Origin of the sequence: Parapedobacter luteus (genome assembly GCF_900168055.1) — a bacterium.
Taxonomy (GTDB): domain Bacteria; phylum Bacteroidota; class Bacteroidia; order Sphingobacteriales; family Sphingobacteriaceae; genus Parapedobacter; species Parapedobacter luteus.
Genome location: NZ_FUYS01000005.1, coordinates 271,042 through 288,373 on the forward strand (window position 1 = coordinate 271,042; position 17,332 = coordinate 288,373).

The window sequence follows — 17,332 nt, forward strand, 5'->3', positions numbered from 1 at the left end:
CTACTCTGTTTGCAAAGTTAACAAGGCTTGAGCGAGCACATTATCCGAACGGTTTCGCACGCGGAAAAAGGCTTCGCTGCCAAAGTAATAACGGCCCAATAACGCTTCGATATCGGTACGGATCAGAGGCTTCACGGCGTTTGCTTCATTCGGCGTGTATTCAATGCCTTTTTCGCGTATGTGTTGCAGGAAATTTTGGTATTCCTTGTCGGGCAGGAAGTAGCCTTTTAAGTAGTTTTCCACCGCGTAGGCAGGCAAGGACTTGGTAAGTCTTCCGTAAACGTAAGTCTCAATGAGGTTGGCCCGCCGTATTTTGCGGTATAGCGCACTGATACCGCTGCTATCAATAGGCACCCATATATCGGGAGAAATGCCTCCGCCACCGTACACCAGCTTGCCGGATTCGGTTTTATAGATGATGGTATCTACCTCACTTTTTCCCTGGGCCGGCAAATTTGTAACCTGCACATCCTTGCCGGTATGTACGGTGTACGAACGCTGGATGGATCGGCCCAGCGGGGTATAATATCGGGCCACGGTAAGGTTGAGCGCTGAGCCATCGCCAAAGCCAAACTGCTCCTGAACGAGGGCTTTGCCGAATGATCGGCGCCCAACGATAATGCCCCGCTCCAGATCTTGTATGGCACCGGCTACAATCTCACTGGCCGAAGCCGATTGCTCGTCAATAAGCACCACCAGATCGCCCTCGCCGAAAATGCCATTGGCGCTGGAATAGTAATCCACCCGGGGCTCATGTGCCCCTTCTGTATATACAATCAGCCGCTTGTCTTCGAAAAATTGGCTGGCCAGCGCCGTAGCTGCGTTGAAATACCCGCCGCCGTTTTCCCTTAGATCCAATATCAGCCGCTGTGCGCCCTGCTTCTTCAGGTTTTGGAGCGCCTGCTTGAAGTCGTCAGCTGTTCTGGCCCCGAAACGCCTGATTTTGATGTATGCTGTAGCGCTGTCAATGATATACGCGGCATCAATACTGCTCACTTCCACGCGGTCACGCATTACTTTAATGGGCAGCGGCAAATCCTTCCCATTGCGGTTGATGCTGATTTCAATGGCTGTGCCTTTGCGCCCACGGATCTTTCCTTCAATGGCTTTATCCGTGATGCGCACGCCGGCCACGGTATCTCCGTTGATGGCGATAAGTTTATCGCCCACCCGTATACCGGCCCGTTGTGCGGGCCCACCGTTAATCAGCCCAACGGTCATCAGCGTATCATTGAGGATGTAATATTCGATGCCGATACCTTCAAAAGTGCCTTCGAGGGTTTCATGTTGCTTAAGCGCCTGATTGGGCCGCAAGTATTCGGAATGCGGATCCAGTTGGCTCACAATTTCATCGATGGCCAGGTGCTGCAACTGGTCGATATCTACACTGTCTACGTAATTGCTGGCAATGAGATCAATGATGCGTTGCACCTTACCCGTTTTTTCAGAAATACCTAACGGCAATAGGCTAGCCCCGCCCGTGCGCGAATTTTCGTCCGCGTAGTTCTGCCCGAGCAATATACCAAGAAATAAGGCAGCGCCATATGTGGCTGCTATAAACAGGTTTCTTCTTGTCTCCTTGCGCATATCATTGATAACCTGCGCTAAATTAAATAGTTTTCTGCATTTTTGGTGGCTATCGCATAAAAATTGCATGAATTATACACACGCTGCGCCGTTTGAATCGCCCGATTTTCCATCGACAGCCTATGTGTCATTCCCCGGCGCAATTTGATCGGTTGTGCCGCGAATAATCGTGACTGAATACCGTTTCACAAATTGCATTTAAACAGCAATTTAGCTAAGTTTGTAAAAATATAATACGGAAAAGCGATGCACGAGATTGAGCCTTATTACCGCTGGAGAGATGATTACGTCGCTGCTGAAGATGAATTATCCCCTTTTTACGGTACAGAATACAGCGAGTTTGAATTTGACAAGCAGATCTATAACTTTTTATTGCATCCCCAATGGGATAGCTTCGGTTCCAGCACGTTGTATCTCAAGATTTTATTTGCTGATTATCAGCGAGGTTACACGATCATTGAGCTGATTGGCGAATGGAACGATGCCATCTACAATGATATCATGTTGCTCAAGCGCGAGGTGATTGACATCATGATTGATGCAGGTATCAGCAAATTCATCATGATCGGAGAAAATGTATTGAACTTCCATTCGTCTGACGATTGCTATTATGAGGAGTGGTTTCAGGATATCGAAGATGGCTGGATAGCGGGAATCAATTTCCGCGACCACGTGGTAGACGAATTCAAATCCAACAACATCGATTACTTTATTAATTTCGGCGGTGTACTTAATGACATGAGCTGGCGCAACCAAAAGCCACAGCAAGTCTTCAAAGCTGTGGAGGAGCAGTTGGTGAAGCGGCTACACTAAATTTGTTTAGCTAGTTCGAACACCCGTTTGTAAATCAGTTTAAACCATTCGGTATAAACCTCCGGGTGCGTGTGCAGTTCGTGCTCGATCTCAGCGGCGCTTGCCCAGCGGTAGGTAGCTACTTCATCGGGGTTTGGTGTGGGGTGCAGGCCAGCAGCCTGTCCGATGAATACATGATCAAACTCATGCTCGACCAAGCCGTTGTCAAAAGCGGCGCGGTATACAAAGGTAAAGGCAAACGTCAAGGGAGTTTTGAGGCCCATCTCTTCGTGCAGTCGTCTATGTGCCGCCGCGGATGCTGCCTCGCCGGGATTAGGGTGGCTGCAGCAGGTGTTGGTCCACAGGTTGGCGCTATGGTATTTGTGGGCAGCCCGCTGCTGGAGGAGCAACCGGCCTTCCTTATCAAATACGAAAACGCTGATAGCGCGGTGCAACATTCCCTGCTGGTGGGCCTGCAACTTCTCCATCACACCCAACTCATGGTCGTATTCATCAACCAGTATGACATTTTCTGTTTTCATTCCGTATTTTTTGCCAGGCCCACAGGCCGTCACTGGCCACTTACCAGCCGCCATTTACACCGTTTTTACATAGCGCTCATCGTAATTTTCGATGTCAATGATGTAGTTGTTCTTCACAAGAAACTCAAAGAGCGGCCGTGCCTCGTCCGATACCGGCATGTTCGCCGTCGTCACAATCTGATTGTGTTGTTTATTGAGATACGGGTATGCATATAACTTCACATTCTTGCTAAACAGCCCGCTTACATAAGCCAGCAGCTCATCGGTATAATTACCTTTGGTATACTGCTTGGAGTTGAAAATATTCCGTAGATTGGAGATATTCGTTGAAATGCCAACATTGCGTGGCTTGAATTGGGCCAGGTACTCAGCTAAGTAATGATTTCGGGTGAAGTTGGAAACCAAAATATGGTTGCCGGTGCTACAAAGGTATTCCGCACGTTCGGCGAAATACTGCAGGTCTTCGTTGGTAAACTGCGGTGTCTGATCAAGGACGTTGGTCATGAGCACCTCAATCATGACCACCAGGTTATCGTCTTTGATACCAAGGTTGCGCTTAAACTGGTCTACGGCCAGGTTAAACAAATCAAAATTGGGATTGGACTTCTGCCGATATTTGGTACGCAGGATCATGATGTCCTTTTTATATAGGAGATCCTTGCTTTGGTAGGCCGAACCTTGCGGGTTGAAAATGGCGGCTTTGGAGTACCCTTTGGCAATGAGATAAAGGTTAATCAGCCGCTCATTCACATCCCTGAAGGCTGGGCCACTGATTTTTACCAGGTCGATTTCTATCGATCCCTGTGAGAGGTTGTCTACCAAGGATTCGATCATCGTTTGTACGTCTTGCCTATAATAATAAGCCGCAAAAACAAGGTTCACACCAAGGATGCCCAGTACTTTTTGCTGCAGGAGGTTATCACTGTCCAACAGCCGGACATGGAAGATAATTTCGTTGGGCTCTCCACCGGCCTCGTGCTGGAATCGGATGCCAAGCCAACCGTGCGGGTCGTTGGTTTTGCTGAAGTTGAGCGCCGTCACCGTATTCGCGAAGGCGAAAAGCCGTTTGTTTTGGTATTTTTCGCCAGTAAGCCGCTCGGTGAGCAGCCTATACTCGTGTTCCAGCATTCTCCGCAGCCGTGACCTGCTGACATACCGCCCAGACTCTTCGGTGCCGTAGATGGCATCGCTAAACGCCATATCGTAGGCAGACATCGTTTTTGCAATGGTTCCGGAAGCTGCACCAGCATTGAAAAAATTCCGGGCGACTTCCTGTCCCGCACCTATCTCCGCGAATGTGCCGTAGATTTCTTCATTAAGGTTGATTTTTAGTGCTTTCCGTTTGGTTTCATAGATTTCACGCGCCATGGCACAAAGGTAACCATTTAATGGTGTTCCTTAAAGAAACAATTCGAATCCGCCGCCTAACGCTTAGGTGGCCCACCCTTGGGGTGTTTGACTTTCGATGGAAAGATATTCCAAATACAATAAGATTTGCCGCCGTCTTATCCTAAAAAAGCCTATTTTTGCCACCAAAACCCAGCAGTCATGTATAAAACCCTCCAACCCGTACTGCAACAAGAATTGCAGGCTATCAAAGACGCAGGATTGTACAAAACCGAACGCATTATCGTCGGTCCCCAAGGAGCAGCTATCAAAGTCCAAAGCGGTGCTGAAGTGGTCAACTTTTGTGCAAACAACTATTTAGGGCTTTCTTCGCACCCCAAAGTCATCGCGGCAGCCAAACAGGCTATTGATACGCATGGTTACGGGATGTCATCCGTACGCTTCATCTGCGGCACCCAGGATATTCACAAAGCGTTGGAAGCCAAGATTTCAGCGTTTCTTGGCACAGAAGACACGATCCTCTATGCGGCGGCTTTCGACGCCAACGGCGGTGTGTTCGAACCCTTATTCGGTGCCGAGGACGCCATCATTTCGGATGAGCTGAACCATGCATCTATCATTGATGGCGTACGCCTCTGCAAGGCGCAGCGGTTTCGCTATAAAAATTGTGATCTGACCGATTTAGAAGAACAGCTCAAAGCCGCGCAGGGCGCCCGGCATCGGATCATCGTGACGGATGGGGCTTTTTCTATGGATGGAAGCGTCGCACCGCTGGACAAAATCTGTGATTTGGCCGATCAGTATGAAGCGCTGGTCATGATCGATGAGTCACACTGCACGGGGTTTATCGGCAAGACGGGCCGTGGTACGCATGAATTGCATGGCGTGATGGACCGGGTAGATATCATCACCGGGACCTTGGGCAAGGCATTGGGCGGTGCATCGGGAGGTTTCACCTCCGGCCGTAAGGAAATCATCGACATGCTTCGGCAGCGGTCACGCCCTTATTTGTTTTCCAATACGCTTGCCCCCGCCATCGCAGGGGCGTCCATCGCGGTATTGGATATGTTGAGTGAAACCACCGAATTGCGTGACAAGCTGGAGTACAACACGAAATATTTTCGCGAGAAGATGACGGCGGCGGGGTTTGATATCAAACCAGGAGAGCACCCCATTGTGCCCGTCATGCTCTATGACGCCCCATTGGCTCAGGAGTTTGCCGCCAGGATGCTGGACGAAGGGATTTATGTTATTGGCTTTTATTATCCGGTGGTGCCCAAGGGCAAAGCCCGCATCCGCGTACAGCTCTCGGCGGCGCACGATCAGCAGCATCTTGACAAAGCCATCGCAGCGTTTACGAAGGTAGGTAAGGATTTGGGGGTCATTAAGTGATCGTACGGTATGCTTAGTTTCGGCTGTAACGAAAGCAGTAGCTCCTGCAACGAATGAAAAAACCATCAATAAAAGATACGTTCCACTACATCAGTTACTTGCAATACCCGCTGATGTTGCTTGCCCTGTTCTACATCGGGAAATTGTATTATGATATTTTTGCCTTTCGCGATAGGGTTTTGCTGTTTCAAGATATAAACAACATCCTGCTTTTTATGGGGGTGGCCATTAGCTTTTCGGCGCTGCAAGATACCAATAAGACACAGAACAAACTTTCGAGACGAATTTGGGAAAGCCCCAAAAAGGGCAAAATCGCGTTGGGTCTCCTGTTTTTTTCGGCCTTTACCTTCATGGTTTTTGGAGGCGTTGGCCTTTTTTTGACAGCCAACGAAGCGTTGGCTGAAGTTTCTATCGGACTTTTAGTATTGGGTATTGGTGAGATGGGGCTCCTTAAGACCGCCATCGAAATGTTTGAAAACCATCGGTTAGATAAAAAAATCTCCTGATTCTCATGGATTTTCCTTACCTTTGCGCCCTTAAAAATTGACAAATAGGTTGCTGGAATGCAAAAAATCAGAAACATAGCGATTATCGCCCACGTAGACCACGGCAAGACCACCTTGGTAGACAAAATCCTCCACTTCACCAATCTCTTTCGTGATAACGAACAAACCGGTGAACTGATACTGGACAACAACGACCTCGAACGCGAGCGGGGCATTACCATCGTCTCTAAAAACGTCTCCGTGCGGTATAAGGACGTCAAGATAAACATCATTGATACGCCGGGCCACGCCGACTTTGGCGGTGAAGTGGAGCGGGTGCTGAAAATGGCTGATGGCGTCATCCTCCTGGTAGACGCTTTTGAAGGGCCAATGCCGCAAACCCGATTTGTGACGCAGAAGGCGTTGGGCCTGGGGTTAAAGCCCATCGTGGTGGTCAACAAGGTCGACAAGGAAAACTGCCGCCCTGACGAGGTCTATGAGGCTGTCTTTGATTTGTTTTTCAGCCTCGATGCTACGGAAGAACAATTGGATTTTCCGGTGCTATATGGCTCCTCCAAGCAAGGGTGGATGTCTACAGACTGGAAAGCACCGAAGGAAGATTTCACGGATTTACTCGAAGCCATTCTCCAGCACATCCCGGCTGCGCCTTATGTAGACGGGACCTTGCAAATGCAAGTTACTTCGCTGGATTATTCTTCTTTTGTGGGCCGTATTGCCATCGGCCGTGTTGCCCGTGGCACCATCAAGGAAAACCAACCGGTATCGTTGGTAAAGCGCGATGGCAAAATCGTTAAATCCCGCGTGAAGGAACTGCATACGTTCGAAGGCCTCGGCCGGGTAAAGGTGCAGGAAGTCAAAGCCGGTGATATTTGCGCCGTAGTGGGTATCGAAGGGTTTGACATCGGGGATACCATTGCCGATTTTGAAAATCCCGAGCAATTGGCGGTCATCAAAATCGATGAGCCTACGATGAACATGCTGTTCACCATCAACAACTCGCCATTCTTCGGCAAAGAGGGAAAGTTCGTGACTTCACGCCACCTCCAGGAACGGTTGTATAAAGAAATGGAGAAAAACCTCGCTCTTAAGGTCGTGCCTACCGAATCTCCTGATTCGTACCTGGTCTATGGGCGGGGTATCCTGCACCTGTCGGTACTGATTGAGACCATGCGCCGCGAGGGATACGAGTTGCAGGTTGGCCAACCTCAGGTCATCATCAAAGAGATTGACGGCGTGAAGTGCGAGCCGATTGAAACGCTGGTGGTAGACGTACCCGCAGAAGTGTCTGGCAAAGTGATCGAACTGGTGACGCAGCGTAAGGGTGAACTTCTGGTGATGGAAACCAAGGGCGATATGCAGCACCTTGAGTTTGACATCCCCTCACGTGGTATCATCGGCCTGCGCAACAATGTGCTCACCGCTACGGCCGGTGAAGCCGTGATGGCACACCGTTTCAAGGCTTACGAACCTTGGAAAGGCCCCATCCCTGGCCGTTTGGCAGGGGTATTGGTATCCATGGAAAAAGGACAGACCACAGCCTATTCCATCGACAAACTGCAAGACCGCGGCCGCTTCTTTGTTGAACCCGGTGTAGAAGTGTATGAAGGGCAGATAGTGGGTGAGCATATCCGGGATAATGATTTGGTCGTCAACCTTGTAAAGGGCAAACAGCTGACCAACATGCGTGCTTCGGGCAGTGATGACAATGTGCGCATCGCCCCGGCAATCAAGTTTTCGCTTGAGGAATCGATGGAATACATCCAGGCGGATGAGTATATTGAGGTGACGCCGCAGAATATCCGGCTCCGTAAGATATACCTTACGGAGAATGAACGGAAAATAAACGCGAAAAAATTCCAATAGGCAAACCCTTGCAAAACCCCGGTCTCAATAGCCGGGGTTTTGTGTTAATGACGGGTTGGTGCGCAACTCACTTTCGGGAATAGGCATCAGTAAGTATTTGGGATCGAATACCAGCGAGCCGCCCCCTTCTTCGGGGCGGGCCAGATACGCATTCATGATGGCGGTTGCCCGTTCGGGTCCTTGCCGCACAATATCAAACCACCGCAGCGCTTCACAGGCAAATTCCAGCCGGCGTTCCTTGAATAGCGAATCGCGGAATACCTGCTGATCTGGGAGGTCAGCGCTTGTCAAACTGTCCAAACCGGCGCGGCTGCGTACGGTATTGAGCAGGACGAAAGCTTCGCCATCGGGCTCGTATCCCATTTCGTTCAATACTTCGGCATACATGAGCTGCACGTCGGTTATCCGCAGGATGGGGAAGTTGACGTCGTTATCGATGTTATTGATGGGCACGGTGCCATGTGAAAATTTGACAAAGAGCTGCGTCATACTGTCTACGACATTGTTGACCGTTGTATAGCCCTTTTGGATAGTAACGTCACGGCGGACATCGGTGGTATCATATGCTTCGTACAGGTCGTCCGATACCGCCACCCAGGTGGAGCGTCCACCTTGCGGGAATTGCGCTGACCGTAGGTTTTCAGGTACCAGAGAGTATACCAGCGGGTTGCCTTGGTTTACCAATCCGGCGGTATATTGGATTTGGAAGACATGCTCCGAGCCGTTGTCCCGGGTGTTGAGGAAACAATCGACGAACTCGGGGTAAGGGCTTAAGCCTTCATAGGCCAGTATTTCCTCCAGGAGCGGGCGGGCAGCCTCGTGATTGCCCATGTAAAGATGCAGGCGTGCAAGGATGCCTTTGGCTGCGTAACGTGTTGCACGCCCCAGGTTATCGCCGCCCTGACTTTCGGGAAGCACTTCTCCGGCTGCTTCCAGATCCGCTGCGGCAAAGGCAAAGGTCTCCTCCTGTGAGCTACGGGCTATCGCGGTTACCTCCTCGGCTGTCATCACACGGTTGATTAAGGGTACACCACCAAATAGCCAGCCGAGTTGGAAGTAGCAGAAGCCCCGGATGAAACGCGTCTCACCACGCATGATGGTGCGTACATTTTCGTCGGGGAACTCCCCTTCGTCGATCTGGTCCAAGATGTTATTGGTCCGGTTGATGACCGACCAGTAGGCTCCCCATACACCCAACACCAAATCATCGCCAGCGGTAAAGCCAAACCGCGCTGCGGGGAGATTCGCGGTGTTCTGTTGCGTATTGACATTGTCACTGAGACTTTCCACCAGCATCGGATAATCAAAGCCGTGTACACTGCGCAGCCCGCCATAAGCACCGAACAGCGCCTGGCGGAAATCATTGACCGATCGGTAAAAGTCCGCCGCGTTATAATCCGATTCCGGAGTCAGTTCCAGGTCTTTGTTACACCCCCAGACTACTTGTAGCGTAAAGGCAAATAGTACAATTCGTATCGTTTTCATGACTGTCTAAGCGTTGGCGGTTTAAAAAGAAACATTAACTCCCATGGTAAAGCGTTTGGATATCGGGTATCCACCATAGTCGGTACCCGGTTGGGTGTTTTCCGATGTGCCGCCACCCCCGGCATTATTGGCTTCGGGGTTGGAGCCCGGATATCGGGTAAACGTGTGCAGGTTATCGGCCATGATGTACAGGCGTATCGCACTGATATCCCACTTCTTGAGCAGCGAACTGGCGAAGTTGTAACCCAATGTGATATTGCGTATCCGCACAAACGTCGCATCGTAGACCCACGTGTCGTTATACGCCGGGTTTACGCCCACAACGCTGGGTGTCACACCGTCCCAGCTCATGTCTATCCCTGACGGGATATTGCCCGCAAATCTGGCAGGCTTGTAGGCATGCAGCCAATCACGGTATTGGTTGGTGCCCTCGCCCAATCCGTTGTTGAAGCCCCGTCGCCCCTGGTAGAAAAGATCGCCTCCCTGCTGGCCCTGGATGTCAAAGCTGAAGTCAAAGCCCTTATAGCTCATTCGGCTTGACAGCCCCCAAAGGAAATCCGGCTGCGCATTACCCACGATCGTGTGATCCTGCTCATTGATTACGCCGTCACCATTGCGGTCTACGATGCGGATATTGCCCTCCAGCTGCCCATTGACGATGGGTACCAATGCATTGCCATCGGCGTCAAAATGTTCCGGCAGGAGCACCCCATCGGTTTGGTACATAAAGAAGCTGCCAATAGGCTGGCCCACGATTGTCGCATAAGCATTGAAGTCGTTAAGCGTGCTCAGCTGGATAAGCTCATCGATTCCCGGAGCAAGGGAGCGGACACGGTTGTTGTTTTTGGAGAAGTTGAGCGAAGTTGTCCAAGAGAACGTCTCGCCCTTTATGTTTTCGGTTGTGAGTTGTAGCTCGATGCCTTTGTTTGTCACCTCTCCGATATTACTCCGCATGAAGGAAAAACCGCTTATGCGGCTGGTCGGCACATTGAGCAGGAGATCGGACGTCTTATTAAAGTAGGCGTCGGCAGTTAGCTGTATACGGTTATCCAGCAGCCAGAAATCCAGGCCGATATCACGCGACAGGGTTGTTTCCCAGCTCAGGTTTTCGTTGGCAATGTTGCTCGGCACCAAACCGATCACGCGTTTGCCGTTGAGGTTGTAGTCCTGAAGCCCGAGGAGCGAAATGTGTTCGTAGTTGCCGATGCGGTCGTTGCCGGCCTTACCGATTGACCCCCGTATTTTCAGGAGTGAAAGCCATACTACGTCGCTCAAGAACGGCTCGCTATTGATCTTCCATCCGGCGGATACCGCTGGGAAAAGGCCCCACTTGTTGTTTGCACCGAACCGGGAAGACCCGTCGTAGCGGGCGCTGGCCGAGAGCAAATACCTATCCAGCCATTGATATTGTATCCGTCCGAAGAACGAAGCTGTAGCGCTTTCGCCGATAGTAGTGCTGGCAAGCAGCGGATTGTTGGCATTGTTCAATGTCGGTAGCAGGTCGTTGGGATAGCCGTCAGCCGAAGCCGCCAGGATATCCTGCCGTATAAATTCATACTGCTGGCCGCCCAGGATTTCCAGCATGTGATCATCCCCAAGATAAGGGCGGTAAGTCGCGGTATTCTGTATGCTGAAGGTGCCGTTGTCTGTGCTCGATCCGTAACCGACGGCCTGTGCGCCAGGGTTGACATTCGCTGGAATAAATTCGTTATAGGCGGCATGCGTAAAGATGTAGCCCAGTTGGGTGCGCAAGGTCAGCGTTTCGATGGGCTCGTACTCCGCAAAACTGTTGAGTTGTATCTCATTGGCTTTGGAGCGAGCGGTCATTTCGCGCAGGCGTGCCAGGGGATTGACGTAGGTCTGCGCCGGCGAAAAGCCGGTTGCAACCGTGTTTTCGTCGATACCGACCACCGGAGGCATAGCTAAGGCATAGTGGGCATTGCTCTCCTTGCCATCCGTTTCGGGGTCATTCATGATATTGAAAGATGTGGCCACGTTCGCTCCGAGCCGGATCTTTTCGCCGATATTGAAGCTTGTGTTTGCCCGTAAATTATAGCGTTCGAATCCGGTATGCCGCATCACCCCATCCTGTCGGAGGTATGACCCCGAGAGCAGAAAGGTGCCTACCTCGCCACCCCCGGACACCGTCAACGCGTAGTTTTGCATCGGAGCATGATGATACACGATATCTTGCCAATTATTGTCAGGTAAGGATGCGGGGTTGAGGTAACTCTCGGGGTATTGAAATTCTGCCGGCCGGCTGGTAAGTGGGAGTGAAAGATCGCCGCCGGCCTGCTGGAACCGTGAATCCCGTAGGTAACGGATATACGCGGTATACTCCTGCGTGTTCATCATGGGCAGAAACCGGTCTACCTGTTGGTAGCCGGCATAACTGTTGAACTCCACGCTCGTCTTGCCTGCGGCGCCCTCTCTGGTCGTGATAACGATAACGCCGTTGCCGCCTCGTGCACCATATATCGCTGCTGAAGCCGCATCTTTCAACACCTCTATCGATGCGATATCCCGCGGATTTACATTACGCATATGATCCTGCTGGATTCCGTCAATCACGTATAGGGGGTTGCTGGAAGCTGTGATGGAATTGATGCCCCGTATCTTGATGTTTGCTGCCTTCCCCGGTCCGCCTGTACTTTGGCTCACCCGTACGCCTGCGATTTTGCCGGCGATGCCCTCTTCGGTGTTGGTGATAGCGTTATTTTGGAACGCTTGGCCCTCAAGTGAGCTGACCGCACCCGTGAGGTTTTCCCGCTGCACGGTGCCGTATCCGATCACGACCACTTCCTCCAGCGTTTCAGCTTCGGAAGGAATGAGCACGACAGTCTGTCCGTCGGCGACGCTGAGAGGCATTTCGAACGGCTCGAAACCGAGCATCGAAAAGGTAAGGATGGCCGCCGAGTCGGTCGGCGAACGAATCTCGAATCCTCCCTGCTCATCAGACTGGGTCCCTATTTCTGACCCCTTGATCCCGATGGTTACACCAGCGAGCGGAATCTCCTTGTCGTCCGTGACTTTGCCCTTTACCACGCGTTGTGCCGTGTCGGGTGCTGCGGTATCCCGTTGTGCGGTGTCCTGTCGGGCGACGTCTTTTTTTATCGTGTCCTGGCGAATGGTTTCTTGGCCAAAAATCAAGCAGGATGCGGCATAGCCTTTCAAATTGCCGATAAAGAACAATAAACAGCAACTGATGCCCCAAAGCATCCGCGGGCAAACACGTTTTTTCATAGCCTTCTAATTAGTTCGATCATTATCTTCCGATAGCTGGCTTGCGTATGTGTTTGTTTTGAAGGTATGCTGGACAAAGTAATATACAGCGTTTAGGCGTATTTGTTTTAGAAAACAAATATCCTAAACGCCGAAGGCAAGGAATGTGTCTTCGCGCGACCGCCTGATACAGGCGTTGGGATTAGGGCGCGGACAGTGTGATGGACACGGCTGAGTTGTTTCTGATTTCCTCGTTCGCCCGTAGGACGAGCCTATCGCCTTCCTTAATATCGCCGAATACCTCGGTTTTGTCCGGTGTTATATTCCCCGTCGTAATCGGCACCCAGCTGGCCTTGTTGTCTTCCACTTTGATGACATATACACCCTGTGTACTATTTAACACGGCTGACGATGGGATCGCGAAACCGTTGGCAAGTCCATTAAGTGGGATGTTTACTTCAGCTACCATTCCGGGCAGCAATCGTTTTTCGGCATTATTCACATCCATCTCGATACGTTGCGATCGCAGCCGGGTGTCGAGCGCGCCTGCCAGTCGGTTCACATGGGCCTCGAATGGCTGGTTGGGGAGCGACTTGACCGTGAAGGTCACCTCGCCGTTTTTTTGTAGATAGCCGGTGTACGCTTCAGGTATGCTGACGACCAGCCGGAGCCGCTGATGATCTTGCAGGGTAAAAATGGGTGCTTCCGAACCGCGGCCGGTAGGTCCCACATAAGCTCCGGGACTGACATTGCGCGCAGTTATCACGCCGCTGAACGGAGCACGTATTTCCAGGTAATTGCGCATATCGGTCACCTCGGCATGAGCGGCCTTGGCAGCTTCCAGCTGGGCGAGATCCGCGTTTTGACGCGCCAAGGCGAGGTCCAGATCGTTCTGCGACACCGTGCCCGGCGTTTTGCTGGTCTGTAGCAGGCGCTCATACGTGGCTTTGCTGGCCAGGTAGGTGGCCTCTTGTGATTTAAGCCGAGATGCAGCGCCCAGCAGCTGTGAATTAAGTTCGGGGGCCTCCAACGTGGCCAGCAACTGCCCGGCGCGTACTTCGCTGCCGACATCGGCATGCAGCGTTTTTATGAAGCTGCTGACTTTGGCATACAGGTCTACCTGTTGGTAGGCGACCAGCTCGCCCGGTATCTTGAGCGTTGATGATAACCGGTCAGGCTTCAGTTCGAATGCGGCAATGGCTGGCGCTGCGGCTTCAATTGCCGCGGAACCACCGGATTCGTTTTCTGCATTTGAAGGGCTGCACGCGTGCCAAGCAGTAGTACTTGCAAGCAGTGCTATCATCAGAATCGTTCTAGTCATCATGTTTTCGATTGGATATAATGTATGCTTTCTTCATCTTCTGGATCCAAAGATACGCTTTGCGTAGAGGCTTTCGCTTGGCCCCAGCCAAATACAAGTGGTAGGATAAAAAGTGCAGCAACCGTAGAGGCCGCCAACCCGCCAATTACTGCCCGGCCTAATGGTGAAGATTGGTCGCCGCCCTCCCCATGACCAATGGCCATGGGGATCATGCCGACAATCATTGCCAAGGCTGTCATCAAAATAGGGCGCATTCGTAAAGCCGCAGCCTCCCGCGCAGCCAATAGGGCATCCCCATTATGCTTGCGGAGCTGCTCGGCGTTGGTAATCAGCAGCACCGCATTGGATATGGATACACCCACGGACATAATCATTCCCATATACGATTGGAGGTTCAACGTGGAGCCGGTAGCCATTAGCAGCAGCAATGAACCTACAATCACGGCCGGCACGGTAGCCAGTACGATGCCCGAAACTTTAAACGATTGGAAGTTAGCAGCCAACATCAGGAAAATTACGACGATGGCCACCATGAGCCCGTTTTCTAGGCTGCTCATCGTGTCATCCAGGGTTTGGCTCAATCCAATCAGTTCGATGCTAAGCCCTCGGGGCAGCTCGCCCAGCGAGGCAATTGCCGCCTTCACGTCTTTTGCCGCCGTATTTAGATCCACATCGCTGAGGTTGGCCGTCACGGACAGCATCGGCAACGCCCCCAGGTTGTCGTTTTCGCCGTTGGTGGTGCCGGTCGTGATCGTTGCCACATCGCCGAGCACGGGGCGCGCGCTGTTGCTAAGCAGCGGTATCTCCGCGATGTCATTGATGCTGGCCATTTCGCTTTCGGGTACTTGCACCTGCACGCTATAACTCAGGCCCGCTTCGGCGTCTACCCACGTGTTTTTTTCGGTAAACCGGGAAGACGATGTCGCCGCGATAAGTGAGCGGCTTATATCGGTCATGTCCAATCCCAACTGAGCCGCTCGGACACGATCGACCTCAATGTTAATAGCTGGATAATTGACGGACTGGCCCAGCTGTACATCCCTCAAATAGGGTACGGCGGAGAGCTTGTCGATGACATGTTGGGCATATTGCTGGCTCAGTGCCTTGTCCCGTCCGGATAGCCGCACTTCGATGGGGGTCGGCGATCCCTGGCTGAGTATTTTCTCGGTAAGTTCGATCGGTTCAAAAGAAAGCTTTACGTCAGGCAGTTCGGTCCTTAACCGTTGACGGATACGTTCCTTCAGCCCATCCAAATCGGTGTGGTAGTGTTCGGCTAATGACACTTGGACAACCGCTTCATGCGGCTGGGCCATCCAAAGGAAAATCGGACTGATGGAAAACAGCGACGGGTGGTTGCCAACGTAGGCAGAAGTAATGGCGATGTTTTCCGCACCTACAATGTCTTTAATAGCTGCCAGCGCATCCAGCGTAATTTTTTCCGTGTACTCGATTCGGGTGCCTTCCGCCGCGCGTAAACGTACCTGAAACTGGCGGCCGTTTACCTTAGGCAGGACATCCCTGCCGATGTTCATCATGAGCACTGCCGCAACACCGCATACCACCACGAGGTAAGTGGCCACTATCGGTTTGCGATAGGGCATCATCCGCTCGATGAAGCGGAGGTATCGCATGCGCATCCGTTCAAAGAAGCTTACTTTGCCGTCCCGGTTGCTGTCTTCGCGTTCTACCAGCACTTTCTTTTGGCTCCACGTATCCGTTTCGCTTTCGGCATCCAGGCCCGAAGCGGCGAATTCTTCCGCGTCGCTCATCGCTTGTCCGCGTTCGTTCCTGCGATGCTTGACCTTCATCATCCAGTTGGCCATCACGGGCACAAACGTCTGTGCCAGAAAGTAAGAAATGATCATACTGAAGCCGATGGCCAGTGCCAGTGGCAGGAATAGCGATCCCGGTATACCTCCCATTGTAAACGCTGGAGCAAATACGGCCAATATACAAAGCAGGATGAGCAATTTGGGGAAAGCAATTTCTTTACATGCATCCCAGATGGCTAATGCCTTGGGCTTACCCATGTCAAGGTGTTGATGAATGTTTTCGATGGTCACGGTACTTTCATCCACGAGAATACCAATCGCCAAGGCAAGTCCGCTGAGCGTCATGATGTTAATCGTTTGTCCAAAAAGACTCAGGAACAGCACGCCGGAAATGATCGATGTAGGAATCGTAAGTATCACAATGAGTGCACCCCGCAAGTCACCCAAGAACAGGATGACCATTAACCCCGTCAGGATGGCACCGATAGCGCCTTCGGTGAGCAAGCTTTTTACCGAGTTGATGACATATGTGGATTGGTCAAACTCATAACGCAATTGTACATCCTCGGGAAGTTGGCTTTGAATGACGGGCAGTGATTTTTTTAGGTTTTGTACCACTTCCCAGGTAGAAGCATCAGCGTTTTTCGAGACATTGAGGTATACCGAACGGCGGCCATTGACCAAGGCATACCCGGCGGCAATGTCTGCACCGTCTTCCACCGAGGCGACATCGCGTAGGTACAGATTAGATACGCCGCCCTTAAACAGGGGAATGTTTTCGAAATCTCGGATCCCCTTTATGAGTGTGTTTGTCGGGGTGATGTAGTTTTTATCTCCAACACGTACGTTGCCCGAAGGGGAAGTTTGATTGTTGAAGCGTAGCGCGGCAACCAATTGGTCCGGTGAAAGATTATGCGAGCGGAGCCGTTCGGGATCCACTTTGATGACCACCGTGCGCACATTGCCGCCAAAAGGCGGCGGCGCTACAAGGCCGGGGATACGGGTGAATGAAGCCCGCACATAGGTGTTGGCCAGGTTCGCCAGTTCATTATTGTTGCGTATATCGCTGCTCAACACTAACTGGCCCACGGGGAGTGTGGAAGCATCAAACCGGATGATGAACGGCGGGTTCGAGCCTGCCGGGAAGATGGCTTGAATGCGATTGGCGAAACCGGTGAGCTCGGCGGCCGCCTGAGCCATATCCGTGCCGGGATAGAAGCTGATTTTCATCAGCGTAAGCCCCTGTATGTTTTTGGTCTCAATACTCTTGATGCCATTGACAAACAGCATAATGTTGATATACTGCTTGCCAAACATCGCTTCCATTTGATCCGGTGTATAACCCGAAAACGGGTGGGAAAGGTATATGACCGGCAGGTCAAGTTTAGGAAAGATATCCACCTTGATGGAGCTAATTGCTTTGATGCCGAAGAAAAACAGGCCGGCTACAATAACCAGGATGGTGATGGGTTTACGGAGTGCAAAGCGGATTAAGTTCATAGA

The 17,332-nt window shown here is 51.6% G+C and carries 11 protein-coding genes; 4 read left to right on the plus strand and 7 right to left on the minus strand.

The genetic code is table 11. The features are described 5' to 3' along the window. Positions 1-1,587 (minus strand): S41 family peptidase, encoded by a 1,587-nt coding sequence (locus B5X72_RS12275; protein WP_079717190.1) that lies wholly within the window; start codon positions 1,585-1,587, stop codon positions 1-3. 246 nt (positions 1,588-1,833) lie between these two features. On the opposite strand from B5X72_RS12275, the gene B5X72_RS12280 reads away from it, so the two are divergent. After that, positions 1,834-2,400, plus strand: a complete 567-nt coding sequence (locus B5X72_RS12280; RefSeq protein WP_079717191.1) for a hypothetical protein — start codon at positions 1,834-1,836, stop codon at positions 2,398-2,400. Here B5X72_RS12280 and idi read toward each other — a convergent pair. Continuing rightward, positions 2,397-2,921 (minus strand): isopentenyl-diphosphate Delta-isomerase, encoded by a 525-nt coding sequence (gene idi, locus B5X72_RS12285; RefSeq protein WP_079717270.1) that lies wholly within the window; start codon positions 2,919-2,921, stop codon positions 2,397-2,399. The genes B5X72_RS12280 and idi overlap by 4 nt on opposite strands. A gap of 54 nt (positions 2,922-2,975) precedes the next feature. Beyond that, complete coding sequence (locus B5X72_RS12290) at positions 2,976-4,289, minus strand: nicotinamide mononucleotide adenylyltransferase (protein ID WP_079717192.1); 1,314 nt, start codon at positions 4,287-4,289, stop codon at positions 2,976-2,978. A 180-nt stretch (positions 4,290-4,469) separates the two neighbouring features. Between B5X72_RS12290 and kbl the strand changes: the two genes are divergently transcribed. The 3 genes from kbl to typA are packed head-to-tail and all read left to right on the plus strand — an operon-like array spanning position 4,470 to position 8,029. Continuing rightward, positions 4,470-5,660 (plus strand): glycine C-acetyltransferase, encoded by a 1,191-nt coding sequence (gene kbl / locus B5X72_RS12295; RefSeq protein ID WP_079717193.1) that lies wholly within the window; start codon positions 4,470-4,472, stop codon positions 5,658-5,660. Positions 5,661-5,713: 53 nt separating this feature from the next. Then, the gene (locus B5X72_RS12300) at positions 5,714-6,166 is read left to right on the plus strand and encodes a hypothetical protein (RefSeq protein ID WP_079717194.1); all 453 of its coding nucleotides are present in this window, start codon (positions 5,714-5,716) and stop codon (positions 6,164-6,166) included. 57 nt (positions 6,167-6,223) lie between these two features. Then, on the plus strand, positions 6,224-8,029 hold the full coding sequence (typA, locus tag B5X72_RS12305) for a translational GTPase TypA (protein WP_079717195.1): 1,806 nt from the start codon (positions 6,224-6,226) through the stop codon (positions 8,027-8,029). Between the two features lie 24 nt (positions 8,030-8,053). On the opposite strand, the gene B5X72_RS12310 is transcribed toward typA, so the two are convergent. The 4 genes from B5X72_RS12310 to B5X72_RS12325 all read right to left on the minus strand — a co-directional run bounded on the left by B5X72_RS12310 (position 8,054) and on the right by B5X72_RS12325 (position 17,329). Next, positions 8,054-9,514, minus strand: a complete 1,461-nt coding sequence (locus B5X72_RS12310) for a RagB/SusD family nutrient uptake outer membrane protein (protein WP_079717196.1) — start codon at positions 9,512-9,514, stop codon at positions 8,054-8,056. Positions 9,515-9,535: 21 nt separating this feature from the next. Beyond that, positions 9,536-12,757, minus strand: coding sequence for a SusC/RagA family TonB-linked outer membrane protein (locus B5X72_RS12315; RefSeq protein WP_079717197.1), 3,222 nt, complete (start codon positions 12,755-12,757; stop codon positions 9,536-9,538). Between the two features lie 181 nt (positions 12,758-12,938). Next, a complete protein-coding gene (locus B5X72_RS12320; protein ID WP_079717198.1) occupies positions 12,939-14,060 on the minus strand; it encodes an efflux RND transporter periplasmic adaptor subunit in 1,122 nt (373 codons plus the stop codon). Further along, positions 14,057-17,329, minus strand: coding sequence for an efflux RND transporter permease subunit (locus tag B5X72_RS12325; RefSeq protein WP_079717199.1), 3,273 nt, complete (start codon positions 17,327-17,329; stop codon positions 14,057-14,059). Before B5X72_RS12325 ends, B5X72_RS12320 begins: the two co-directional genes overlap by 4 nt. Between the last annotated feature and the right edge of the window lie 3 nt (positions 17,330-17,332).

Excerpts from the sequence above, each read along its gene's own strand:
- B5X72_RS12280 (WP_079717191.1), top strand. The coding sequence starts at position 1,834 with ATGCACGAGATTGAGCCTTATTACCGCTGGAGAGATGATTACGTCGCT.
- B5X72_RS12300 (WP_079717194.1), top strand. The coding sequence starts at position 5,714 with ATGAAAAAACCATCAATAAAAGATACGTTCCACTACATCAGTTACTTG.
- B5X72_RS12315 (WP_079717197.1), bottom strand. The coding sequence starts at position 12,757 with ATGAAAAAACGTGTTTGCCCGCGGATGCTTTGGGGCATCAGTTGCTGT.
- kbl (WP_079717193.1), top strand. The coding sequence starts at position 4,470 with ATGTATAAAACCCTCCAACCCGTACTGCAACAAGAATTGCAGGCTATC.
- B5X72_RS12320 (WP_079717198.1), bottom strand. The coding sequence starts at position 14,060 with ATGATGACTAGAACGATTCTGATGATAGCACTGCTTGCAAGTACTACT.
- idi (WP_079717270.1), bottom strand. The coding sequence starts at position 2,921 with ATGAAAACAGAAAATGTCATACTGGTTGATGAATACGACCATGAGTTG.
- B5X72_RS12325 (WP_079717199.1), bottom strand. The coding sequence starts at position 17,329 with ATGAACTTAATCCGCTTTGCACTCCGTAAACCCATCACCATCCTGGTT.
- B5X72_RS12310 (WP_079717196.1), bottom strand. The coding sequence starts at position 9,514 with ATGAAAACGATACGAATTGTACTATTTGCCTTTACGCTACAAGTAGTC.
- B5X72_RS12275 (WP_079717190.1), bottom strand. The coding sequence starts at position 1,587 with ATGCGCAAGGAGACAAGAAGAAACCTGTTTATAGCAGCCACATATGGC.
- B5X72_RS12290 (WP_079717192.1), bottom strand. The coding sequence starts at position 4,289 with ATGGCGCGTGAAATCTATGAAACCAAACGGAAAGCACTAAAAATCAAC.
- typA (WP_079717195.1), top strand. The coding sequence starts at position 6,224 with ATGCAAAAAATCAGAAACATAGCGATTATCGCCCACGTAGACCACGGC.